The sequence below is a fragment of the Paenibacillus sp. DMB20 genome (assembly GCF_000987955.1).
GTDB lineage: Bacteria > Bacillota > Bacilli > Paenibacillales > Paenibacillaceae > Paenibacillus_AQ.
In genome coordinates this window covers 462109-485490 of sequence record NZ_LAZU01000037.1, presented here as the reverse complement: position 1 = coordinate 485490, position 23382 = coordinate 462109, and the positions used below count along the sequence as shown (strand labels likewise).

General features: G+C 51.9%; 16 protein-coding genes, 2 tRNA genes and 3 pseudogenes. 20 read left to right on the top strand and 1 reads right to left on the bottom strand.

Features of this window, described 5'->3' with window-relative positions:
• Positions 1-12 precede the first annotated feature (12 nt).
• The 4 genes from XI25_RS22910 to XI25_RS22895 all read left to right on the top strand — a co-directional run bounded on the left by XI25_RS22910 (position 13) and on the right by XI25_RS22895 (position 6062).
• Positions 13-942, top strand: a complete 930-nt coding sequence (locus XI25_RS22910; protein WP_046680369.1) for a peptidase U32 family protein — start codon at positions 13-15, stop codon at positions 940-942.
• A 67-nt stretch (positions 943-1009) separates the two neighbouring features.
• Positions 1010-2347, top strand: a complete 1338-nt coding sequence (locus XI25_RS22905; protein ID WP_046680368.1) for a peptidase U32 family protein — start codon at positions 1010-1012, stop codon at positions 2345-2347.
• 403 nt (positions 2348-2750) lie between these two features.
• Complete coding sequence (locus tag XI25_RS22900) at positions 2751-4775, top strand: methyl-accepting chemotaxis protein (protein WP_235440085.1); 2025 nt, start codon at positions 2751-2753, stop codon at positions 4773-4775.
• 306 nt (positions 4776-5081) lie between these two features.
• A complete protein-coding gene (locus XI25_RS22895; RefSeq protein ID WP_235440084.1) occupies positions 5082-6062 on the top strand; it encodes an IS110 family transposase in 981 nt (326 codons plus the stop codon).
• Between the two features lie 215 nt (positions 6063-6277).
• Here XI25_RS22895 and XI25_RS22890 read toward each other — a convergent pair whose 3' ends face one another.
• The gene (locus XI25_RS22890) at positions 6278-8953 is read right to left on the bottom strand and encodes a YhgE/Pip domain-containing protein (protein ID WP_046680367.1); all 2676 of its coding nucleotides are present in this window, start codon (positions 8951-8953) and stop codon (positions 6278-6280) included.
• A 423-nt stretch (positions 8954-9376) separates the two neighbouring features.
• Between XI25_RS22890 and XI25_RS22885 the strand changes: the two are divergent.
• The 16 genes and pseudogenes from XI25_RS22885 to XI25_RS22825 all read left to right on the top strand — a co-directional run bounded on the left by XI25_RS22885 (position 9377) and on the right by XI25_RS22825 (position 23079).
• Positions 9377-10592: pseudogene (locus XI25_RS22885) on the top strand (LL-diaminopimelate aminotransferase).
• A 343-nt stretch (positions 10593-10935) separates the two neighbouring features.
• Complete coding sequence (pyrR, locus tag XI25_RS22880) at positions 10936-11490, top strand: bifunctional pyr operon transcriptional regulator/uracil phosphoribosyltransferase PyrR (protein WP_046680366.1); 555 nt, start codon at positions 10936-10938, stop codon at positions 11488-11490.
• 2 nt (positions 11491-11492) lie between these two features.
• A complete protein-coding gene (locus tag XI25_RS22875; protein ID WP_046680365.1) occupies positions 11493-12404 on the top strand; it encodes an aspartate carbamoyltransferase catalytic subunit in 912 nt (303 codons plus the stop codon).
• A gap of 112 nt (positions 12405-12516) precedes the next feature.
• Positions 12517-13815, top strand: a complete 1299-nt coding sequence (locus tag XI25_RS22870) for a dihydroorotase (RefSeq protein ID WP_046680364.1) — start codon at positions 12517-12519, stop codon at positions 13813-13815.
• Between the two features lie 62 nt (positions 13816-13877).
• The gene (locus XI25_RS22865; RefSeq protein WP_046680363.1) at positions 13878-15020 is read left to right on the top strand and encodes a carbamoyl phosphate synthase small subunit; all 1143 of its coding nucleotides are present in this window, start codon (positions 13878-13880) and stop codon (positions 15018-15020) included.
• A 1-nt stretch (position 15021) separates the two neighbouring features.
• Positions 15022-18227: pseudogene (carB, locus tag XI25_RS22860) on the top strand (carbamoyl-phosphate synthase large subunit).
• 20 nt (positions 18228-18247) lie between these two features.
• Positions 18248-18985, top strand: coding sequence for an orotidine-5'-phosphate decarboxylase (gene pyrF / locus XI25_RS22855; RefSeq protein WP_046680362.1), 738 nt, complete (start codon positions 18248-18250; stop codon positions 18983-18985).
• Complete coding sequence (gene pyrE, locus XI25_RS22850; protein WP_046680361.1) at positions 18982-19626, top strand: orotate phosphoribosyltransferase; 645 nt, start codon at positions 18982-18984, stop codon at positions 19624-19626. The genes pyrF and pyrE overlap by 4 nt, the downstream gene beginning before the upstream one ends.
• A gap of 297 nt (positions 19627-19923) precedes the next feature.
• On the top strand, positions 19924-20580 hold the full coding sequence (locus XI25_RS22845) for an ABC transporter ATP-binding protein (RefSeq protein ID WP_160308949.1): 657 nt from the start codon (positions 19924-19926) through the stop codon (positions 20578-20580).
• 77 nt (positions 20581-20657) lie between these two features.
• Positions 20658-20822, top strand: a complete 165-nt coding sequence (locus XI25_RS33495; protein WP_160308948.1) for a hypothetical protein — start codon at positions 20658-20660, stop codon at positions 20820-20822.
• A complete protein-coding gene (locus tag XI25_RS22840) occupies positions 20819-21616 on the top strand; it encodes an ABC transporter permease subunit (protein ID WP_046680360.1) in 798 nt (265 codons plus the stop codon). Before XI25_RS33495 ends, XI25_RS22840 begins: the two co-directional genes overlap by 4 nt.
• A 3-nt stretch (positions 21617-21619) precedes the next feature.
• Complete coding sequence (locus tag XI25_RS22835) at positions 21620-22222, top strand: TetR/AcrR family transcriptional regulator (RefSeq protein ID WP_046680359.1); 603 nt, start codon at positions 21620-21622, stop codon at positions 22220-22222.
• A 37-nt stretch (positions 22223-22259) separates the two neighbouring features.
• Positions 22260-22439: pseudogene (locus XI25_RS35155) on the top strand (manganese catalase family protein); the annotation flags it as partial.
• A 200-nt stretch (positions 22440-22639) separates the two neighbouring features.
• Positions 22640-22804: a hypothetical protein gene (locus tag XI25_RS33795; RefSeq protein WP_200901466.1), complete on the top strand. Its 165-nt coding sequence runs from the start codon at positions 22640-22642 to the stop codon at positions 22802-22804.
• A gap of 82 nt (positions 22805-22886) precedes the next feature.
• A tRNA-Met gene (locus XI25_RS22830) sits at positions 22887-22963 on the top strand.
• A gap of 42 nt (positions 22964-23005) precedes the next feature.
• A tRNA-Ile gene (locus tag XI25_RS22825) sits at positions 23006-23079 on the top strand.
• The last annotated feature ends 303 nt before the right edge of the window (positions 23080-23382 follow it).

Sequence of the window (23382 nt, the reverse complement as noted above, 5' to 3'; positions counted from 1 at the left end):
GGGGGAACTCACATGAGTAATACACCTGAGCTTCTGGCAGCCGCCGGATCTCTGGAAGATGTGCAGTCTTATCTGAGCGCGGGAGCAAATGCCGTTTTGGTCGGCGATGACCGGTTCGGGATGAGGTTGCCGGGCAGCATGCCGCTGGAGGAGATCCGAAAAGCAGCAGCAGCGGCCCATGATCGCGGAGCCAAAATATATGTCAGCTTGAACAACTTGATGACGAACGACCTGCTTGAGGAGCTTTCCGTTTATGTGAAGGAGCTTGGCGGCATCGGCGTGGATGCGGTGGAATTCAATGATCCTTCCGTTCTGTTTGCCGTAAAAACCCACGCCCCGAATGTAAAGCTGCACTGGAATGCGGAAATGACGTCGACGAACTATTCCACCTCGAACTACTGGGGAAGGAAAGGAGCAACGCGTGTCATTCTGGCCCGGGAACTGAACATGGACGAGATTACGGAGATGAAGCCAAACCTTGAGATTGAAGCCCAGGTCCAAGTACACGGCATGACCAACATTTATCACTCGAAACGGAGCCTGGTTCAAAGTTATATGGCCCATCAGGGCCGTCCCGTAACCGGAAACCTCGGGAAAGAGCGCGGATTATTTCTGATTGAGGCGGAACGGGCGGAGGAAAAATATCCAATTTACGAGGATATGAACGGCACTCACATTATGAGCTCGGATGATATATGTATTTTGGAGGATCTTCATATCCTCATGAATGCCGAAATCGACAGCTTTAAGGTAGAGACGTTGTTAAAACCGCGTTCTTACAATGAAACCGTACTGCGCGTTTACCGTACGGCCATCGATTCTTATATGGCGGATCCGGAAGGATACGTCTTCCGCGAGAAGTGGATGGACGCCATCCGAAAGATTCAGGATCCGGAGCGGGAGCTGTCGTTCGGATTTTTCTACAAAGAGCAGGTTTATTGATCAGGTGGTTCAGTTGATGCAGCCTGAATACCGGACGGCTGAGTCTGCATAACAAGGAGTGAACAAGATGGGAGTTATCGAACAACCAGCCTACAAGGGCAAACGATACCGTTTGGACAAGCCGGAATTGCTTGCACCGGCGGGCAACCTTGAAAAATTGAAATTTGCCGTCCACTACGGTGCGGATGCGGTATATATCGGCGGGCAGAAATACGGCCTGCGTTCCAACGCGGACAATTTTACGTTTGAGGAAATGAGAGAAGGCGTTGAATTCGCCAAAAAATACGGGGCCAAGGTGTTTGTGGCGACCAATATCTATGCGCATAACGAGGATCTTGAGGGAATCGAGGAGTATCTGCGGAACCTGTATGACGTCGGCATCGCCGCGATTATTGCAGCAGACCCGACGATTATAGAGATTGCGCGCCGTGCGGTACCCGGGCTGGAGGTTCACCTCAGCACGCAGCAGTCGACGCTGAATTGGCAGGCGGTCAAGTTTTGGAAGGAAGAAGGTCTGCCTCGCGTCGTCCTTGGACGGGAAACAAGCTTGAAGGAAATCGCGGAGATTAAAAATCACGTCGATATCGAAATCGAGGCGTTTATTCACGGAGCCATGTGTTCTTCCTTCTCCGGGCGCTGCGTATTGTCAAACCACTTTACGGACCGGGATTCGAACAGGGGCGGCTGCTGCCAGTCCTGCCGCTGGAAGTACGACCTGTTTGAGGATACGCGCGAAGAAAATTGGATGTCCGAGGAACAAGCCGAGCTTATCCGGACCGAAGCTTCAGTTCCTTCGCCGTTTAAACCGGGCGTAACCCAAATTCCGTTGTTTCAACAAGAGGATAACGCCTTTACGATGGGCTCCAAAGACTTATGCATGCTGGAGCATATCCCGGACCTGATCGAGGCGGGGATCGACAGCTTCAAAATCGAGGGTCGGATGAAATCGATCCATTACGTGGCCACGGTCGTGAACGTCTATCGTCAGGCAATCGATTCTTATATGGCCGATCCTGAAAACTACGTGTTGAAGCCGGAATGGATCGATGAACTGAACAAGGCGGCGAACCGTCCCCTGAACACCGGATTTTTCTACGATACGCCGGATCATGAGGACCATATCTACGAGCCGGAGGAAAAAGCTGCGCCATATGATTTTGCCGGACTGGTTATGGACTATGATGCGGCAAGCGGTACAGCCCTGATACAGCAGCGAAACCACTTTAAGCCGGGACAGGAAATTGAATTTTTCGGTCCGGGGGGAACGTTCTTCAAGCAAACCGTTGGCGATATCACGGATGAAGAGGGACAGCCGCTTGATGCGGCCCGTCATCCGTTGCAGCTGATCCGCATGAAGGTGGAGCAAGCGGTTAAACCTTTTGACATGATGCGCAAACGAAAATGAATAGGTATATATTCTTATGAAACACAGAAACCCAAGCCTTCATTCGAGGCTTGGGTATTTTTTTGTGACAATAAAACTAGGTCGTTTGAATTATTTTTTTGCAAAAAGCCAAAGGAAATGCTACCCATCTGTCGAAATAAGAAGTAGTGGTTATTAGATGAGGAAAACTTCCGCAAAAAGCGGCCTGTTTCTTAGAAGTACGTCGAAGGACGTTATCTCTACAAAAAATTGATAGTGGTGGGTGACGCAGCAATGGGTGAGGTTCAAAAGCAAAATGACAAACCGAAGAAAGAAAAGAAAATAAAAAGAGCAGAGGAGGAAAGACCATAAAGCGACGCCGGAGAGCAAGGGGGAGCATTCCGGCGCGTCCAAGCTGGTTCAAATCGGAAGAAAGGCCAGGGAGATGCGGGTCAACCCGGCGAAATCGGTCGGCATAAGGTTATTTTTAATTTTTTTCATTGCTATCGTTACGTTTGTCATCGTGCTTGGTCTGATGTCCTATAGCAAGGCCAAAAGCACCATCGAGCAAAATGCGGCTAGATCCAATCAGCAAACGATTATCCAAACATCCGAGAAAATCGATATTATCCTGTCCAAATACGAAAATATGAGCAGACAAATCTTCTATGATAAAGAGCTTCAGTCCATGCTCACATCGTTTACGAGCGGTTCTCTAAGCGATTATGAGCGGTTTTCAACCGAGAAGGACATTCGGGATAAATTAACGAATCAAATCACGTCGGATTCCTATATTAGAGCCATTTCCATTATTACGCCCAAAAAAGACAAACTGATTTCAGCCGGAAGCACGGTAAAAGATATCGGTCAAATGGTGAAAGAACCATGGATGATCGAGCTGGATAAGGGAGTCAAGGCTTTGTGGATCCCGACAAGAACCGACGGAGCCTCGCCTTATTTCTCGATTGCCCGTACCCTCGGCTCAATGAACAATTTGAACGAGACGTATACCTTTATCATTGACTTGAATTCAACGGTGATTAATCAGCAGCTGAAGGGTGTTAATCTCGGATCCGAGGGTCAAATTCAGCTGATATCGAGTGATCAGAAGATTGTTTCCGCGAACAATGAAAGCCTGAACGGCTCCAATTCCCTTTGGACTTTCATGAAGAAGGAACCCGAGAACAAAAAAACAGGCAGCCTGTCGGCAATGGATGCAAACGGAAGAGACGTATTGGCCGTATACAATACATTGGACGTTAACGATTGGAAGCTCGTCGGCACGGTGCAGACGGAAGAGCTCACGAAGGATGCCAAAGGCATTTTGCAAATTACGCTGTGGGCCGCTTTAGCGGATGCGCTGATTGCCATCCTGATCGGCGTCTGGATGGTCCGCATGATTGCCAAGCCGCTTGGAAAACTCAGCCTTCTTATGAAGGAAGGGGCAAAAGGAAATCTGAACGTGCGGACGACGCATCAGTCCAGGGACGAAATCGGCCAGTTGTCCGCCAGCTTTAATGAAATGATGGAGCAGATTACGGAACTCGTTCAGCAGACGAACAATACGGCGCAGGACGTTTTGAATACGGCGGCAGAACTGAGTGATGCCTCCAAGAAAACGGCTCTTTCCGCGAAGGAAATCGCCGTGGCCACCGAGGAGATCGCCAACGGGGCAAGCAGCCTGGCCGTGGAAGCCGAGCGCGGAAGCGATCTGACAGGAAACATCTCGAGACAGATGCAGGTCGTGGTGGCAGCGAACGACGAGATGGGCAAATCGGCCCGTCATGTCGAAAGCTCGAGCGAGCTCGGAACGAAGCATCTGAGCGACCTGCTCGATAAAACGCATCAAACCGAGGACATGACCCGTGCGATGATGAAAAAGGTTGACGGATTGAAGGAAACGACTTCCTCTGTCGTGAAAGTGCTGGATGTGCTGCAGAACATAACGAAACAGACCAACATTCTGTCACTTAACGCAACGATTGAAGCGGCTCGCGCCGGCGCGGCAGGCCGCGGATTCATGGTCGTCGCGGACGAAATCCGCCAGCTGGCCGATCAATCGCGCCAGTCCATCGATATGGTCAGCCAGATTACCGAGCGGATCATGACGGAAATGAATGAAACGGTCCAGGTTCTTCTGGACGCTAACCCGTTGTTTAAAGCGCAGATGGATTCGGTGAAAGAAACGAATGATATATTTGTATCCGTTCAGCAGCAGATGGTCGAGTTTATTGAGCGGCTGGATTCCGTGACCGATTCCATCGAAGGCTTGAACCAGTCGCAGCTCGTTCTCTCCGAAGCGATGAGCAACGTAAGCGCCGTAGCGGAAGAGTCCTCGGCGACTTCGGAAGAAGTTGCATCCTTGAGCAGCGAACAGCAGAGTGTCAGCAACCAGCTTGTAAATCTGTCCACCAAGCTCGAGAATGTATCCAATGAACTGAAAGAAACGTTATCCAGGTTCACATTGTAAGTCGCGTTTATAAGGGGCTGTCCCTCTGGTCAATGGACCTTTTGGGACAGCCCCTTCGTATTATTAGGTCAACCAGAGTTTACTGGTTGGTCTTTTTTATTGGTTGCTTTACGATGGTGGTAGCCGGGAGAACGTGACAGCCCCTGGGGGGGAACCCCGTGAAAAAAAACAGTTCTCTCACTATCGCCTTCTACCATGTTTGAGCTGGTTGAGGCAAATGACCTCGTATAACAAGCATTTTTAAAGCGAAATGTTCCCTATGGCCGAGATCAATTGATTTTGCATTCACCAAAAGGATTTGAACGATTGTTTCAAACTTTAATGGAATTAGAAGTTAAGACAAATCGGAAGCCCGTTGTTATCTTGGAACCAACAGGGCACTACCATCGTGTCCTTGTTAACTATTTACAAAGCGTAGGATATGAGACCATTCTCGTTAATCCCCTGCAGGCACAACGCGCTCGAAGAACGAATCTACGTAAAGTGAAGACGGATGCATCAGACGCTTGGCATCTGGGGGATTTATACTACCAGGAGGAGAGTTGGCTTGTTCATCCGAGTCCTAAAGAATCGTTAATGGACTTACAGTTCATAACTAGACAACACGAGTTTATTACTAGTCTTTACCTTCAAGCGAAGTTGAATACGCGGACGCTGGTCGATCAGGTATTTCCAAGCTATGAAGGTGTATTTAAAGATCTATTCTCAAAAACGTCATTAAACTTACTAGAAATGTGTCTCTCGCCAAAAGGCATTGAGGAGCGAGACCATAATACTTGGGCTGCGGTCGTAAGAGAATCCACTAAAGCTGCTCGTTCTGAAGATTGGATGAACCGTAAGATTGAGCATTTAAACGTAGCTATAAAGGATAATCCTGTTATGCATGTCCCATATGGATTAGAAATGGCTCTACGCAGTATGCTAACGGTTATCCGTGACTTGCAAAACCAACTAGCTGAACTAGAAAAAATCATATTAGAACTGTCTGAAACGATAGCAGAAGTTCAACTTTTAGAATCCATTCCAGGAGTAGGTACAAAGCTGGCAACCTCTATTGCTGCTGAAATTGGTGATGCTTCGCAGTTTCGGCATCCGAAGCAACTAGTAGCTTATGCTGGCCTTGATCCCAGTGTCTTTAGTTCAGGCAAGTTTGTAGCAACGCAAAACCGAATAACAAAACGTGGCTCCAAACGATTAAGACGTGCAGTTTATTTAGCAGTAACCTGTGGTCTACGAGGAGATCTAAATCTCCGTATCAGAGAGTACTATGACAAGAAAAAAAAGTGAAGGGAAGCCCCATAAAGTAGCTGTGATTGCTTGCGCCAACAAGTTATTACATCACATCTACGCTATGCTCAAAAAAGGCAACCCTACACTTTATAGTCCCGAAATCCATAAACTTCCATTTATATGGAGGTTTATTTCGTATGCTTTCTTACAGTATAACAAATTTCTTTCGCTTCAAATAGCTTGACTTGACAAACCATTAGCTGGTTTTTTGCTCAAGCGATAATCTTCGTCTTTTTCGCGTTGTCCGAGGAGCGCTTGATCAAGCTGCTAAGCGGCTTCTTGAGGGCAAGCGCGATAAACAGATTGATGGCGATAAACCCAGCCAGGAATAAAATATCTTTTATCGCTGTTTGCCACAATATGCCTCCAACCGCCTCGCGCAGGAGGCTGATGGCATATGTAAACGGCATGAAGGGATTAATCGCCTGGAAGAACGGCGAGGTCATGCTGACCGGGAATGTGCCCCCGGAGCTGGAGAACTGGAATACCATGAAGACAATCGCGATTCCTTTACCCGCATTGCCGAATACGGACAGCAGTGTGTAGGTAATGGTCACGAATACCGTGCTCACCAGCATGGCGAACAAAACAAACCATAATTTATCCGCCGCGTAAGCCTTCAGAATGAAAATATTTCCGAGGGATACGCATAACGCCTGCATTATGCCAATGGACAGGAAGGTTGCCAGACGTCCAAGGTATAGCTGATAGCCGCGGTAACTTCCGGTCGGATTATCGGCATCGGGACGAAACAGCGAGATTAACAGGGTGGCGCCTACCCATAAGGCAAGCACGCAATAAAACGGCGACATGGCCGATCCGTAGTTGGGGATGGGATATAACTGATTCTCTTTAATCTTCACCGGACTGGCTAAAAACTCGCTTTCCTTCCGAATGTCACCGCGGAGCAGCCTTGCAAGCTCGGCAAAGTTGTTGCTGTGCTCGACCTCCCTAAGCTTATCGGCCGCTTTGCGGACAGCCGATTCCAGTTGCGGCAGATCATCGCGGACAAGTCCCGCAACATGGTGAACCCCTTGCTCCACCTGAGGCAGCTGATGTTTGACGAAATTGGACGCTTTTACGATCTCGGCTTCAGCCGCCGGTAGATCTTTCTTCACAAAAGCAGCGGCTTTATCAAGCTTCTCCCCAATTTTAGGCAGATCATGGCTTACGAAAAGGGCTGCTTTATCGACCGCTTTTTCAAAAGCTTCCGCTTTTCGCTGCAAGGTTTCCGCAACTTCGCGGAACTTGGTTTTTGCCGCCGGCAGTTCCGCTTGCAGACGTAAAAGCTCTTCCTGGCCGAATTCAAGCCCTTCCTTAGCCGAATTCAAAATTACGGCTATCTCTGGCAGCCTGTCTTTGGCGGATTGAAGCGTTTCAGACGAGACCGAAGCCGCCATTCGAAGTTTCTCGAGCGCCTGGTTGATTGCCGGGACAAATTCGCTGTCATACCGCCCAAGCAGTTGATCAAGAAAACGGGAGACTTCGGCAGATGCCGCATGCAGGCGTTCCACAATTTCCCTTGGCGGCGTTTCATTCCTCAGCATGGCTTCTTTCACGATGGCAAGCAGCTGGAGTTGGGTGTTCAGTTTTGCGGATATGGCGTCCAGCCGATCGATCTTATCCTGCAGGAGCCTGCTTGGCAAATAGCCGTTAAGCCTGTCAAGCAGATTTCCTAGGTGATCCACGATCCGAAGGGCAATGGCAAGGCGGTCCGATATCCTTTGCAAATCCTCCGGGGTAGGGAGCGATTCCCAATCGACATTCGTCAGTCTGGATGATACATGCTCTACCGCATCGGCAATTTGTTTCAGCATCGTCAAGTTTTCCTTGACTGCCGGAGCTATGGATTGGAAGGCCTCCTGATTCGCTTTCAGAAAAGCCGACAGCTCGTCCGCAAATTCCACTCCATTTGAAGCCATGCTATCTAAATCCGTTAACCGGCCTTGGGCGGCCGATACGATTCCCAGCGCTTTATAACTTCTCTCAATCGCTTCATCGAAGGTTTGGCTAACCTTGTCAAAGTGGCCGTCCGCTGCCTGAATCCGGCCGACAGCCTCCTTCATTTGCGGAAGCTTTTGCTGTATGACCAGCACTTCTTGGGCGGCACTGCTGATTTGGGGCCAATACCGCTGAAGTTTTACCACATATTGGGCAGCCTCCGTTATTTCGGGCAGCTTCTCTTCCAACTCGACGATGCGCTGAGCTTTGTCCGTAATCTCCGGCAATTTGCTCTCTACTTCAAGGACTTTCTGACCTGCGGCATGAATGGCCGGGAGCTTGCTCTCCAAAGCGAAGATGCCGCTTTCGATTTTTCGGATCGTAGGGAGCTGTTCCTGAAGCTCTACGCCTGCCTCCTTGAGCCTTTTCAGCACGGATTCGCTTACGGCCTCCGTAAAGTTCTCGTTAATCTGCTTCGTAATCGCCGAAATGCCGGAGCCCGTGATTTTGGGAGCAATCGCATTTATTTTTTCATTGACCGTATAGATGACTTCGGGGCGATCCAATCTCCCCTCGATGATTCCCGTAATTTTAGCCGAAAAGTCGGGGGGAACGAGCAGGCTTGCATAATAATCTCCCTTCTCGACTCCTCTCATCGCTTCTTCCTCGGTAACGAACTTCCACCCGAGCTTCGTATTCTTTTTCAGATTCTCCACAAGGTCCGTTCCAATATTGAGCGTCTTGCCCTCGACAACGGCGCCCTTGTCAAGACTCGTTACCGCGACCGTAATTCCCTGCGTATTCTTGTAGGGGTCCCATACGGACTTGATATTGATCCAGTCGTACAAGCCAGGTAAAAGAATAATGGCCAGCACCAGTAAAATTCCGGTTGGAACGCGTAAAATATTTACCCAGTCTGTCTTGAAAATTTGCCAAATGTTTCGCATCGTTATACCGCCTATTCTTGACGTTGGTTATCGAAAATCAAAGTATAGTTTAGCATTAAAGGAAAAGAAAATGGAAGATGCCGCCGGCTCATAAATATTTTATTTTTTTTTAAATAGTAATTCAAAGCTGTTTTACCCCAGCAAGGGAGGATTAAACATGAAGAGGTGCTGAACATGGCTTCATCCCTCCGAATGTCAAGTTGCTTAGGCACGAACCGTTTTTTTCGGAGGGGGATAAAAACAACTTGTTCCTTTCGCTTCCTATCGTGAGTGAATGCTGAAATAGTACAAATCATTGGATACATTGTACATGGTTCATTCGCTATTTTTACGGCATATTTATCTGTGTTAGTGATTGAATCCGTAGGAGATGAGTACAAATTATGAGCATAGAAAAAAAATCAGGACACGTATATTCAGCAAATGTTCTCGGACCGCATCGGCGGTTCGAATTACGGTAAAGATACCGCCATCTATAAATTCGAAAAAATCAAAAGAGCCAAGGCGGCGGCCAAAAGGGACTTCCCGAATATCGAGTTGATCGATATGGGGGTGGGCGAACCGGACGAAATGGCCGATGCCGGAATTGTGCGGAAGCTGGCTGAGGAGGCGGCCAAACCGGAAAACCGGGGGTATGCCGACAACGGGATTCCCGAGTTCAAACAGGCGGCCGTCCGGTACCTGAAGCGGGTGTTTGACGTTGACGGCTTGGATCCGGACACGGAGGTTTTGCACTCGATCGGCTCCAAACCCGCCCTGGCCATGCTGCCCTCCTGTTTCATCAACCCGGGGGACGTGACGATTATGACGGTACCGGGGTATCCGATTCTCGGCACCCACACCAAATACCTGGGCGGGGAAGTCTACACGGTGGAACTTAAAAAAAGAAAATGCCTTTTTACCGGACCTGAGCTCCATTCCGGAGAATATAGCGGAACGGGCAAAGCTGCTGTACCTGAACTATCCCAACAATCCGACCGGGGCGAGCGCTACGGTGGAGTTTTTCGAAGAGGTTGTGGCATGGGCTCGCAAATACCGTGTGGTGGTGGTGCATGATGCGCCTTACGCCGCGCTTACCTACGACGGCCTGAAGCCTTTAAGCTTCCTCTCGGTTCCGGGGGCGATGGACGTCGGCGTCGAACTGCACTCGCTTTCCAAATCCTATAACATGACCGGCTGGCGGATCGGCTTCATTGCCGGAAACCCGCTTGTCGTCAAAGCATTCGGGGACGTGAAGGACAATAACGATTCTGGGCAGTTTATCGCCATTCAGAAGGCGGCCGCTTGGGGGCTGGATCACCCGGAGATTACGGAAAAAATCGCGGAGAAGTACTCCCGGCGCCACGATATGCTCGTATCGGTATTGAACGAAATCGGCTTCAAGGCCGAGAAGCCGAAAGGATCCTTTTTCCTCTACGTGGAAGCTCCTAAGGGCATTAAAGGAGGCCGCCGGTTTGAATCCGGCGAGGATTTCTCGCAGTATCTCATCCGGGAAAAACTTATATCGACGGTACCGTGGGACGACGCGGGGCATTTCGTGAGGTTTTCCGTAACATTTCTCGCTGATGGGGAAGATGACGAGAAGCGGGTGATCGCGGAAATCCGCAGGCGCCTCAGCGATTTGGAATTCGATTTTTAACCATGTCGAGCTTTGGCGATAATAATGCTCACCATGCTTGACAACCCGGATGGGGTCTGTCATAATGCAAGTAATCGAATAGCACCTTTAAATCAGTCCCGTGAGGCTGGCAAGGTAACGTGAACCGAGGTTCATGACATGGAAGCATCTTTTTGTCTGAGGACAAATAGATTGTACTTCGCCGTATTTCTCTGTGTACATGAGATCAATACTCCTTGCCAACGCGGCAAGGAGTTTTTTAGTACATGAAACGCCGCCGCCCCTCCAAGGACGACGGGCGTTTTTTTCTTGGCCTCATACAGAGATTGATGGATAAGGGCTATATCACAAGGAGGGTTAGACGATGAGTAACGAACAACATGTGATTATGGATGAAACGGCGATCCGCCGTGCCCTGACAAGGATTGCCCATGAAATTTTGGAAAAGAACAAAGGGATTGAGGATTGCGTCCTCATCGGGATCCGGACTAGAGGCGTATACCTGGCCCAGCGGATCGCGGAACGCATCAACGAGATTGAGGGCACGCCGATCCCCTGGGGGGAAATCGACGTGACTTCCTACAGGGACGACCGCAAGGCTGCTTCCGGCGAACATGCCGAAGGAGCAAAGCTGACTCCCGAGCATCTCAACGTACACGACAAGAAAGTCATCCTGTTCGATGACGTTTTATACACGGGCCGCACGATCCGCGCCGCGCTCGACGCTTTGATGGACTGCGGAAGGCCGCGGATGATCCAACTGGCGGTGCTGGCCGACCGGGGACACCGGGAGCTGCCGATCCGGCCTGACTTTATCGGCAAGAACGTGCCGACCTCCAAACAGGAGGAGATTATGGTTGCTCTTTCGGAAATCGACGGCAAGGACGAAGTAACCATCTCGCAAAGAGAGGAACGATGACAATGATGACCGCAACCTCCATTAAAGAAAGAAGCCTCCTTGGACTGAAGGACCTTAGCCGGGATGAAATTTTGTCGATTTTAAACCGCGCGGCCTACTGGGAAGGACAGAACCAAAAAGTGGTCCCGGCCTTGAACCAAAAATTCGTGGTGAACATGTTTTTTGAAAACAGCACAAGAACCCGCTTTTCCTTCGAGATGGCCGAAAAACGCCTGGGAGCCGAAGTGATGAACTTTGAAGCGGGAGTATCCAGCGTGGAAAAAGGGGAGTCCATCTACGATACGGTACGGACTCTCGAATCTCTCGGCGTAGACGCGGGCGTCATTCGGTTAAAGCCGGTCGGCGTGCTGCAGGAGCTGGCCCAGTCGATCTCCATACCGCTGGTCAATGCAGGAGACGGCAATAACGAGCATCCGACGCAAGCGCTGCTGGACCTGTACACGATGAAGAAAACATTCGGCGATTTAAAAGGGCTGACGGTATCCATCATCGGAGACATCAGGCACAGCCGGGTCGCAAGATCGAACGTATGGGCCCTGCATAAGTTTGGAGCGAAAGTGCAGCTCTGCGCCCCTGACTCGATGGTATCCAACACGCTCAAAGAGCACGCAACCTATGTCAGCATGGATGAGGCGTTGAAGGCGGATGTGGTCATGATGCTCCGCGTTCAGCTCGAGCGTCACAACCAAGGGCTGTTCAAATCAACCGCCGATTACCGCCAGCATTACGGTTTGACGGAAGATCGGGCTGCAAGCCTGTCCGGACATACAATCATTATGCACCCGGCTCCGGTGAACCGGAACGTGGAAATCGATGATGCGGTCGTGGAGTGTCCGCGGTCGATGATATTCCAGCAGATGACGCACGGAGTTCCGATTCGGATGGCGGTTATGGAAAGGGCCATGAAGGGCTGATTCAACTTTTTGGCCTCTTTGTTCTGAGAAAATTTTAATAAATATACACAAAAATGAATTATTATTATACAATATACAAGAAGCGGTGCTTCTGCAGCGGGAGGGATATAAAGTGCTACAAATCATAAAGAATGCCAATGTGATCAACGAGCAAGGACAGCTGGAGCGCAAACATATCGTTATCGAGGACGGCGTCATCCAATCCATCGCTGGCGTAGAGCAGGAACTGCCCGAAACCGTCGGCTCCAGCAGCATCGATGCCAAGGGAAAGCTGGTCACACCGGGATTCATCGATATGCATGTGCACTTGAGAGAGCCGGGTTTTGAGCATAAGGAGACGATCGAAAGCGGAAGCCGCTCCGCGGTGAAGGGCGGATTTACCACGATCGCTTGCATGCCCAATACCAAGCCGGTGACGGATAACCCGGAGACCGTGGCCCTGGTTCTGGAAAAAGCGAGGCAGGCAGGGCTTGCCAAGGTTCTGCCCTATGCGGCCATCACGAAGAACGAGCTTGGTCGCGAACTCACCGATTTTGAGGCGCTGAAAGCAGCGGGAGCGATCGGGTTTACCGATGACGGCGTAGGCGTGCAGAACGCCCAGATGATGAAAGATGCGATGAGAAAAGCGGCCGCTCTCGGCATGCCGGTCATCGCGCACTGCGAAGACGAGTCCCTGGTGAAGGGTGCCTGCGTAACGGAAGGGAAATTCGCCGAGCGCCACGGCCTGAAAGGCATTCCGAACGAATCCGAAGCGATCCATGTCGGACGCGATATCCTTCTGACGGAAGCAACCGGAGTCCATTACCACGTATGCCACGTCAGCACTGAACAATCCGTACGGCTTATCCGCCAGGCCAAAGCCATCGGGATTTCCGTAACGGCGGAGGTATGCCCGCACCATCTGGTCCTCTCGGATGAGGACATTCCGGGCCTGGACGCCAACTGGAAGATGAATCCGCCGTTGAGATCTCCGCGGGATGTGGAAGCTTGCATTGAGGGTTTGCTGGACGGAACGCTCGACATGATCGTGACCGACCATGCGCCGCACAGCGAGGAAGAAAAAGCAAAAGGGATGGAACTCGCGCCGTTTGGAATCGTCGGGTTCGAAACCGCCTTTCCGCTGCTGTACACCAAGTTTGTGGCTACCGGTAAATGGGAGCTGTCCATGCTGGTCAAGCGGATGACCAGCGATCCGGCGCGGGTGTTCGGGCTGGATACCGGGGTTCTGAAGGCGGGGGCTCCGGCGGACCTCACGCTGATCGATCTGGAGAAGGAAAAGGAAGTCGATCCGGGCACCTTCGCGACAAAGGGCCGCAACACGCCATTCACGGGCTGGAAGCTGAAAGGCTGGCCGGTGATGACCTGGGTGAACGGCGAGGTGAAATGGTCCGAAGGAAACGGATTTGAGTAGAGTAACGTTTAGGCACATGCCGATATAAAATATTTTACACATAGATGACAGGAGTGAGTGGAATGCAGGCACAGGCTAGATTGTTGCTGGAGGACGGCACGCTGTTCAGCGGAAAGGCCTTCGGCGCGGATGCCGAAATGACCGGCGAGGTAGTTTTCAACACAGGAATTACGGGATATCAGGAGGTGTTGTCGGATCCGTCCTACTGCGGACAGATCGTCACGATGACCTATCCTCTGATCGGCAACTACGGCATCACGCGGGATGACTTTGAGGCGATCCGGCCGTTTGTGCACGGTTTCGTGGTCCGCCGGCATGAGCCTGTACCAAGCAACTGGCGCGCCCAGTACAGCGTGGACACTTTATTGAAGGAATACGGTATCCCGGGCATCAGCGGCATCGACACGCGGATGTTGACGCGGATTATCCGTCACCACGGCACGATGAAAGGGATCTTGACGACCTCCGCCAAACCGGTTGAAGAGCTGATGGAAATGCTGAACGATACATCGATCCCGCAGCTGCGAAACCAGGTTGCACGGACGTCCACGCCGCAAATGTTCGCAAGCCCTGGTGAAAAAGAGCGCATCGTTCTCGTTGACTTCGGGGCGAAGAGCGGAATCCTGCGGGAGCTGACGTCCCGCGGCTGCGACGTCATCGTTGTGCCCCACGACACGACGGCGGACGAAATCCGCGGCCTGCATCCGGACGGCATTCAATTATCCAACGGGCCCGGGGACCCGAAAGACGTTCCTTACGCGGTGGAGATGATCAAAGAGCTGCTCGGCGAATATCCGATCTTCGGCATCTGCCTTGGCCACCAGCTGTTTGCGCTCGCTTCCGGCGCCGATACGGAAAAGCTGAAATTCGGCCATCGCGGCGGAAACCATCCGGTCAAAGAACTGTCCAGCGGACGCTGCTATATCACTTCGCAAAACCATGGGTACACCGTAAACGAGGAATCCATCGCGGGTACGGACCTTGAAATCACCCATATCAACAACAACGACAAAACGATCGAAGGACTGAAGCATAAGAAATACCCGGCCTTCTCGGTGCAGTATCATCCGGAAGCCGCGCCGGGACCGCACGACAGCAGTTACTTGTTCGATGAATTCCTCGCCATGATTGAACAGCACAAAAAAAATGAAGTACGGAAGCCGCGTCAAGCGGTTCTGGCCGCAGCCGTGAAAGGAGCTCGCTAACATGCCTAAAAATGATAAGTTGAAAAAAATTCTGGTCATCGGCTCCGGCCCGATCGTCATCGGTCAGGCGGCGGAATTTGACTATGCCGGAACGCAGGCCTGTCAGGCCTTGAAAGAAGAAGGCATCGAGGTTGTCCTGATCAACAGCAATCCGGCCACGATCATGACGGACACGAATATGGCGGACAAAGTGTACATCGAGCCGATCACGCTCGAATTCGTCACCCAGATCATCCGCCAGGAGCGTCCTGACGGACTGCTTCCGACACTGGGCGGACAAACGGGCCTGAACATGGCCGTCGAGTTGGCCCGCGCGGGGATTCTGGAGCAGGAAAACGTGAAGCTGCTCGGCACGCAGCTGGATTCGATCGAAAAGGCGGAGGACCGCGACTTGTTCCGCGAGCTGATGCGCGAGTTGGAGCAGCCCGTGCCCGAGAGCACGATCGTAACGACGCTGGAGGAAGCGCTCGATTTTGCCGGGGAGATCGGCTATCCCCTCATCGTCCGCCCTGCGTACACGCTCGGCGGCACCGGCGGCGGCATTTGCGCGAACGAGGAAGAGCTGCGCGAGACGGTATCCTCGGGGATCCGCTACAGCCCGATCAATCAATGCCTGATCGAAAAGAGCATTGCCGGCATGAAGGAAGTCGAGTACGAAGTTATGCGCGATGCGAACGACAACTGCATTGTCGTGTGCAACATGGAGAACTTCGACCCGGTAGGCGTGCACACGGGCGACAGCATCGTCGTGGCGCCAAGCCAGACGCTCTCCGACCGCGAGTACCAAATGCTGAGATCGGCTTCGCTGAAAATCATCCGCGCCCTGAACATCGAGGGCGGTTGCAACGTACAGTTTGCGCTGGACCCGAACAGCTATCAATACTATGTCATTGAAGTAAATCCGCGGGTAAGCCGTTCTTCGGCCCTGGCTTCGAAAGCAACAGGCTATCCGATCGCCAAAATGGCGGCCAAAATCGCCATGGGCTACACCCTTGACGAGATCGTAAACCCGGTTACGGGACAAACCTACGCATGCTTTGAGCCGACACTGGATTACATCGTCAGCAAAATCCCGCGCTGGCCGTTCGACAAATTCATTTCGGCCAACCGCAAGCTCGGAACGCAGATGAAAGCGACCGGCGAAGTGATGGCCATAGGCCGGACCTTCGAGGAATCGATCCATAAAGCGGTCCGCTCGCTGGAGATCGGCGTGCACCGCCTTGATCTGAAAGGCGCGGAGGAATTAAGCGACGAGGTGCTGAAGCAGCGCCTGGTTCAGGCCGACGACGAGCGGATGTTCCTGATCGCCGAGCTTTTCGCCGCGGGTACGAGCTGCAGGAAATCCAAGACCTGACCAGCATTGATTGGTGGTTCCTCGACAAGATTGAAGGCCTGATCCGTTTTGAGAACCATATCCGCAGCGAAGCCGCCCTGACGTATGAAACCTTGTACGAAGCCAAACGTCTGGGCTTTACGGACCGCGCGATCGCGGAGCTGAGAGCCGAAGCCAAGGCATCCACGCATAAGACGGAGGAATCGATCCGGTTCCTGCGCCATGAACACGGCCTGCGTCCGGTGTACAAAATGGTAGATACGTGCGCGGCTGAATTCGAAGCCTCCACGCCTTACTATTACTCCACATACGAGACTGAAAACGAAGTGATCGAGACGGCCAAGGAAAAGATTATCGTCCTCGGCTCCGGTCCGATCCGGATCGGCCAAGGCATCGAATTCGACTACTCCACCGTGCATGCGGTGTGGGCGATTCAAAAAGCCGGTTATGAAGCGGTCATCATTAACAACAACCCGGAAACGGTATCGACGGACTTCAACACCTCCGACCGTCTCTACTTTGAGCCGCTTTTCTTCGAGGATGTCATGAACGTCATCGAGCAGGAGAAGCCGGTTGGCGTCATCGTGCAATTCGGCGGACAGACGGCCATCAACCTGGCGGCTCCGCTCAGCAAAGCAGGCGTGAACATTCTTGGAACAAGCCTGGAAAGCATCGACGAAGCGGAGAACCGGAAGAAGTTCGAAGCGCTGCTGTCCCGCCTGAACATCGCCCAGCCGAAAGGCAGCACGGTAACGTCCGTGGATGAAGCGGTGGGAACGGCTCAATCGCTCGGTTATCCGGTGCTGGTGAGACCTTCCTACGTGCTCGGCGGACGGGCGATGGAGATCGTATATTCCGACAGCGAGCTGCTGAGCTACATGGAACAGGCCGTGAAGATCAATCCGGAGCATCCGGTGCTGATCGACCGCTACATGCTCGGCAAGGAAGTGGAGGTTGACGCGATCTGCGACGGAGAGACGGTGCTGATCCCGGGCATCATGGAGCACGTGGAACGCGCAGGGGTTCACTCCGGCGACTCCATCGCGGTTTATCCGCCACAGTATCTTACGGATGAGCTGAAAACGAAAATTACGGAAATTACGATCAAGATCGCCAAAGAGCTGAAAACCTACGGTCTTGTGAACATCCAGTTCGTGATTTACAAAAACGAAGTGTATGTCATCGAGGTAAATCCGCGTTCCTCCAGAACGGTTCCGTTCCTGAGCAAAGTAACGGGCATCCCGATGGCGAACCTGGCTACCCAGGCCATTCTGGGTACGAAGCTGAAGGATCTCGGCTACGAGGAAGGCATGTGGCCGGAAAGCGAGCATGTATCGGTCAAAGTGCCGGTGTTCTCCTTTGCGAAGCTGCGCCGCGTGGAACCTACGCTGGGTCCTGAAATGAAGTCTACGGGCGAGGTTATGGGACGCGACGTGAAGTACGCCAAAGCGCTGTACAAAGGGCTCATCGGCGCCGGCATGAAAATTCCGTCGACAGGCGCAATCATCGCGACGATCGCCGATAAAGATAAGGCAGAAGCCGCAGAGCTGCTGAAAGGATTCCACAAGCTGGGTTACAAGATTATTGCTACCGGCGGTACCGCGGCCGCGCTCAAGGAAGCGGGCCTCGACGTTACGACCGTCAACAAGCTGTCCGAAGGCACGCCGAACATCCTCGATATGATCCGGACGGGCGAAGCGAACTTTGTCTTCAACACCCTGACCAAAGGAAAAACGCCTGAGCGCGACGGCTTCCGGATCCGCCGCGAAGCGGTGGAGAACGGCGTCGTCTGCATGACCTCCTTGGATACGGTACGCGAGCTCCTTACGATGCTGGAGACGATCAACTTCTCCTCCGAAGCCATGCCGGTATAACCAAAAAGGGGAGGGGTATGATGAACACCGCTTATGAACGAATGGCGGGCCGCCTGATGGTGGCCCTGGATTATCCGGATGCCGGTCAGGCATCCGCTCTGGTCCGCCAGCTTACGGGCATTCCGTGTTACATGAAGGTCGGAATGCAGCTTTTTTATGCGGCAGGTCCTGATTTTGTACGTGATTTGAAAGAAAGAGGTTACTCCGTTTTCCTTGATCTGAAAATGCATGACATCCCGAATACGGTGAAGGGCGGATCGCACAGCGTGACCCGGCTCGGCGTGGATATGTTCAATGTCCATGCCGCAGGCGGCCTCGATATGATGCAGGCAGCCAAAGCCGGGGCAGAAGCCGCCGTGGCGGAAACCCCGGGCCTTGCCATGCCCGTGATCATTGCGGTAACGCAGCTGACAAGCACCAGCCAAGCGGTAATGAATGAGGAAATCGGCATACCCGGTTCGGTTGAAGACGCGGTCGTCCGATACGCTTCGCTTGCCAAAGAAGCGGGACTGCACGGGGTCGTTGCTTCCTCCCTGGAGGTGGGAGCGATTGCTGCCGCATGCGGTCCGGACTTTAAAACGGTAACCCCGGGCATCCGCCCCTCAGGGAGCGGGGCGGGAGATCAGGCCCGGGTCCTGACGCCGGGACAGGCTATGGAACGAGGAAGCCATTACCTGGTGGTCGGCCGCCCGATTACGGCGTCGACCGACCCGAGACAAGCGGCGGAACAAATCATAGAGGAGATGATGTCGGTATGAGTACATTGAACGAGATTCCACAACAAATTGCATCCTACCTGTTAAAGATTGAAGCGGTGGCCCTGCGGCCGCACCAGCCGTTCACATGGACTTCGGGCATCAAATCTCCTATCTATTGCGATAACCGGCTCACGATGTCCTACCCGGAAATCCGCGATTATATTGCCGAATCCTTCGCATCCGTCATCCGCGAGTCGTATCCGGATGCCGAGGTGATTGCCGGAACGGCAACCGCCGGCATTCCGCATGCAGCCTGGGTGTCCCAGAAGCTGAACCTGCCGATGGCCTATATCCGGGATAAAGCGAAGGGCCATGGCAAGGAAAATATGATCGAGGGCCTGATCAAGCCGGGACAAAAAGTCGTCGTGATCGAAGATTTGATCTCCACGGGCGGCAGTTCCATCAAAGCGGCGCAGGCGGTACAGGCTGCGGGGGCCGAGGTTTTGGGCGTCCTGGCGATTTTCAGCTATCAGCTGGACAAAGCGGTCCAAGCTTTTGCGGATGCGGGGATTCCGCTCCAGAGCCTGTCGAATTACACGGCTTTGACCGAAGTAGCCGTAAAAGAAGGAATCATCCGGGAGGATGATCTGGAGCTGCTTCAATCCTTCAGAAAAAATCCGGCCGCTTACGGAGGGCAATAAATATTAGCGTGTTTGATGGCTAAGGTTTCATCGGCTAGGTTCGATGAAACCTTGGCCTTTTTTTTCGGGCAGTTTGTCTTCTTCCGTTACTTGCCGGGCATGGGGTGAGCAGTGCATCGTCGGCTAAAAATCGATCCGTGTTTTTGTTTCCAATGCAGTCTTTGGTTTTATTCAATATACTTATTTCTGTAATTGAGTATAAAATATTCTTGACTCTCTGCGGAAACAGAGGAATAATACGTACTATAAATTAGATTATAGTATAAATGGGGTGTCCCTATGTTAGCAGTAGAAGCTATGGGAATAAGTAAGATGTACGGGACGAAACGCGGCGTTACCGACCTGAACATGGAGGTGAAGCAGGGAGAAGTTTTCGGTTTCATTGGACCGAACGGAGCCGGAAAGTCCACAACAATCCGGATGATCATGCAGCTGTTGTATCCCAACTCAGGAAAATTGAAAGTACTTGGGACGGAATTGGATCGGGAAAAGCCGGAGCTGCGCCGACGGATCGGATATCTTCCTTCCGAAATTGTGTTCTATCCCCAAATGAGCGGCAAACAGGCGTTGGAGCTTACGGCTCGGGCTCACGGACTGAAACTTGCGAACACGCCGGCGATGGAATATGCGGAGAGGCTTCAATGGGATCCGGAGCAGCGCGTGAAGTCGTATTCGCTCGGAAACCGGAAGAAGCTGGGCATTATCCTTTCGCTGCTTCACCGGCCGGAGCTTCTTATTTTGGACGAACCGACCTCGGGATTGGATCCGCTTGTACAAAGAGAGCTGTTTTCATTGCTGTCGGAGTTGAACGCGCAGGTGGGCATGACGATTTTTTTTCTCGACCCACGTCCTGTCCGAAGTGGAAAAACTCTGCGACCGTGTGGCCTTTATCAAGGAAGGGCGGCTTCTCCGCGTATCCGGTTTGGAGGAGCTGGCCAAGGATCGGAGCCATAAAATTTCGGTTCAGTTTGCAACCCCCGGGGACCAGCGCGACCTATACGGTTTACGAGACCTTGATCCCTTGATCGAATATGACGGGACCCACCATTTTTTTTGACGCCGGAAACTCGCTGCAGGCCGTACTGTCGAAGCTGTCGGAACTTCCGGTCATCGATCTTACGGTTAGGCGTCCGACCATCGAAGAACTGTTCATGAGCGATTATCGTTCCGTTGACGGAGAGGAGAATGGACAATGAATTGGAACATGGTTTCCCATGAGCTTCGCCAGAACCGGCGGCCCTTTTTGACCTGTCTTGCGGTTACGCTGATCTTCATCCTTCTGCTGCTGGGAAAAGCGGACGCCTTCGTAAATAATCCGGAAATGGAACAGCTGATCAAGGGATTGCCGAACGGATTGCTGAAGGCATTCGGAATCAAACCGGAGAGCTTTCAAACCTTTGAGGGTTACCTAGCCACGCAGGTATTTCCTTATTTTATGGTCATCCTTTCATCCTTTGCGGCGGCTTGGGCTGCCGGCAGCATTTCCAAGGAGAGGGAACGGGGAACCGGGGAATATTTGTTTTCCCTGCCTTACAGCAGAGCCGTCATTTTCTGGTCCAAGGCAGTGGCTCACTGGCTGCATATGACACTCGTATTCGGGGCGGGCACCGGGCTGTTGTTTCTCCTTGCAGGGACGTCGGGCTTATCGGTCGAAACCGGACATATGCTGGTATTGTTATTTGCGGGTTATCTTTTGACCTTGTCGTTTATGGGCATTGGTTATGCCCTTACATCCTGGCTGCCTTCCGATCGGACCGCCGTGTCGCTGGGCGCAGGAATCGCGGTCATGGCATTCCTGCTTAATCTTTTATCCGGAAGCAGCGAGATGATGCACAAGCTTTCGGCCATATCGCCTTACCGGTTATTCGATACGCTGGAAATCGTGAAAGGGAGCGGGTTGACAGCCGGAGGGTGGATCGTTACATTAGGTCTGTATGCGGCCGGAACAGCCGCAGGGGTACTTACGCTGAAGAGAAGGGATATTGGCTGAAACATGAACGGTAAAAAAGAAGCTGTACTGGCAGCCGGAAAAAGGCTGTTTTTAGAGCAGGGAATACTGCAAACGAGCATGGAACAGATTGCGGAAGCGGTACCGGTCTCCAAGATGACCATTTACAACTACTATCAAAGCAAAGAAGGGCTTCTTGACCAAGTTGTGGACCAAATGCTGGAGGAAGCTTGGGCTTTATACCGGGGAGTCATGGACAGGGCTAAAGATCCGCTCGACGCGCTTGCCTTGTTCCATAAAGAGCAGGAGAGTTTCTCCCTTCATGTGACCCAGCAATTTATAACCGACCTGGCTAAATTCCCGGAGCAGATGGAGAAGATGATGGCGTTTAACAGGGAAAAGATTCTCCCCGAGTTTGAAATGATGATTTTCAAAGGACAGCAGCTGGGTCAGATTCGCAAGGATATATCTCCTCATCTGTTGGTAGCGTTTCTTACGTTCATCAAGGAGTTTAGCGCCCGAACGGAATGGTATGACGGCCTCGGCAGCTTGAGCTCCGTGGGCGAACAGCTGATGACTATTTTGTACCATGGCATTATTCAAAAGGATCAAAATTCCGAGGATTTTTCCGCCGAAGACGACGAATAGAAGTCTATGCGCGAATCGGCGGAGGCTTAACGTTCAAAACTTCCAGTTTAATTTTCGCTTGGATCAGACGAGAATCGCGGAAATTTTCAGCGGCGAGTCTCCAAGCCGGAACGGAGGAACTCTCGAAGTGGTTCCGCCTCCTGAGGGTTACCCGCTGCCGTATATGCCCGAATTGTCGAATGAGCACAGTCCGGGATTGTCTGATTTAAATTCGTAAATGAAAATGCTCCTGGACCGGGGGATTAGGGCCAGGGGCGTTTTTATTCAACTGAAGGAAAGCCTGAGCTACGTTGGGGCTTGTATTATTAGCAGTATCTTCAGACATTTCGATTACCCCAAGCCATGCGGAATTATTATTGAGTCATTGGGCATAATAAGCCGCGGATGAGATCATTTGCCTGAAGGGAGTTTTTCTTCGTGAACTGGGTATATTACGGAAAACTGTATACAACCAAATTTCAAGCGGGTTGTTTCGCCAAAAGGCTGGAGCAAGATGCCTGGCTGTTCGGTTACGGGGATCCGCAGGTCGTGGAGGTTTACCGTTCCCGGAAGGGACGATACGGAGTCAGATACATCCCTTAACATGTTCCCAAAAATTCAGGCTTGACTTGATCCCATCATATGCTGTATATTTATTGTTGTCGCTGTTTAAGACACTTAATGACGCGGGGTGGAGCAGTCCGGTAGCTCGTCGGGCTCATAACCCGAAGGCCGCAGGTTCAAATCCTGCCCCCGCAACCAATTATTTTTGGAACGTCCTCATTCAAAAATTGTATGTGATCAGGGCCCTTAGCTCAGTTGGTTAGAGCGGTCGGCTCATAACCGACTGGTCGGGGGTTCGAGTCCCTCAGGGCCCACTTGATGAAAACCCTTGCGTAGCAAGGGTTTTTTGCTGTTTATAAGGCGTGGTCAGGGTAGACGATTCACTTGTTTTTGTAGTGGAACAATGGATTTGCTAACCGCAGCTATATAGGTCTCCAGTGGAGGGCAATCCTCCCCAACTTAATTAAACAGTTTCATGGTCAAACGAGGGAGATATAGTGCAACATCAGATACCAGTGCGACGATACTTGACGCATTTTCTAGTTTTGTTCTTCCAGGCCGCATTATCTTCTTCACGATATCGACCTGATTTCAAAAAAAAGTCCCTTCTTGAATTC

Bases quoted from the DNA above. Each gene is read 5' to 3' on its own strand.
- XI25_RS22910 (WP_046680369.1), top strand. From the start codon at position 13: ATGAGTAATACACCTGAGCTTCTGGCAGCCGCCGGATCTCTGGAAGAT.
- XI25_RS22905 (WP_046680368.1), top strand. From the start codon at position 1,010: ATGGGAGTTATCGAACAACCAGCCTACAAGGGCAAACGATACCGTTTG.
- XI25_RS22900 (WP_235440085.1), top strand. From the start codon at position 2,751: ATGCGGGTCAACCCGGCGAAATCGGTCGGCATAAGGTTATTTTTAATT.
- XI25_RS22890 (WP_046680367.1), bottom strand. From the start codon at position 8,953: ATGCGAAACATTTGGCAAATTTTCAAGACAGACTGGGTAAATATTTTA.
- pyrR (WP_046680366.1), top strand. From the start codon at position 10,936: ATGAGTAACGAACAACATGTGATTATGGATGAAACGGCGATCCGCCGT.
- XI25_RS22875 (WP_046680365.1), top strand. From the start codon at position 11,493: ATGATGACCGCAACCTCCATTAAAGAAAGAAGCCTCCTTGGACTGAAG.
- XI25_RS22865 (WP_046680363.1), top strand. From the start codon at position 13,878: ATGCAGGCACAGGCTAGATTGTTGCTGGAGGACGGCACGCTGTTCAGC.
- pyrF (WP_046680362.1), top strand. From the start codon at position 18,248: ATGAACACCGCTTATGAACGAATGGCGGGCCGCCTGATGGTGGCCCTG.
- pyrE (WP_046680361.1), top strand. From the start codon at position 18,982: ATGAGTACATTGAACGAGATTCCACAACAAATTGCATCCTACCTGTTA.
- XI25_RS22845 (WP_160308949.1), top strand. From the start codon at position 19,924: ATGGGAATAAGTAAGATGTACGGGACGAAACGCGGCGTTACCGACCTG.
- XI25_RS33495 (WP_160308948.1), top strand. From the start codon at position 20,658: ATGACGGGACCCACCATTTTTTTTGACGCCGGAAACTCGCTGCAGGCC.
- XI25_RS22840 (WP_046680360.1), top strand. From the start codon at position 20,819: ATGAATTGGAACATGGTTTCCCATGAGCTTCGCCAGAACCGGCGGCCC.
- XI25_RS22835 (WP_046680359.1), top strand. From the start codon at position 21,620: ATGAACGGTAAAAAAGAAGCTGTACTGGCAGCCGGAAAAAGGCTGTTT.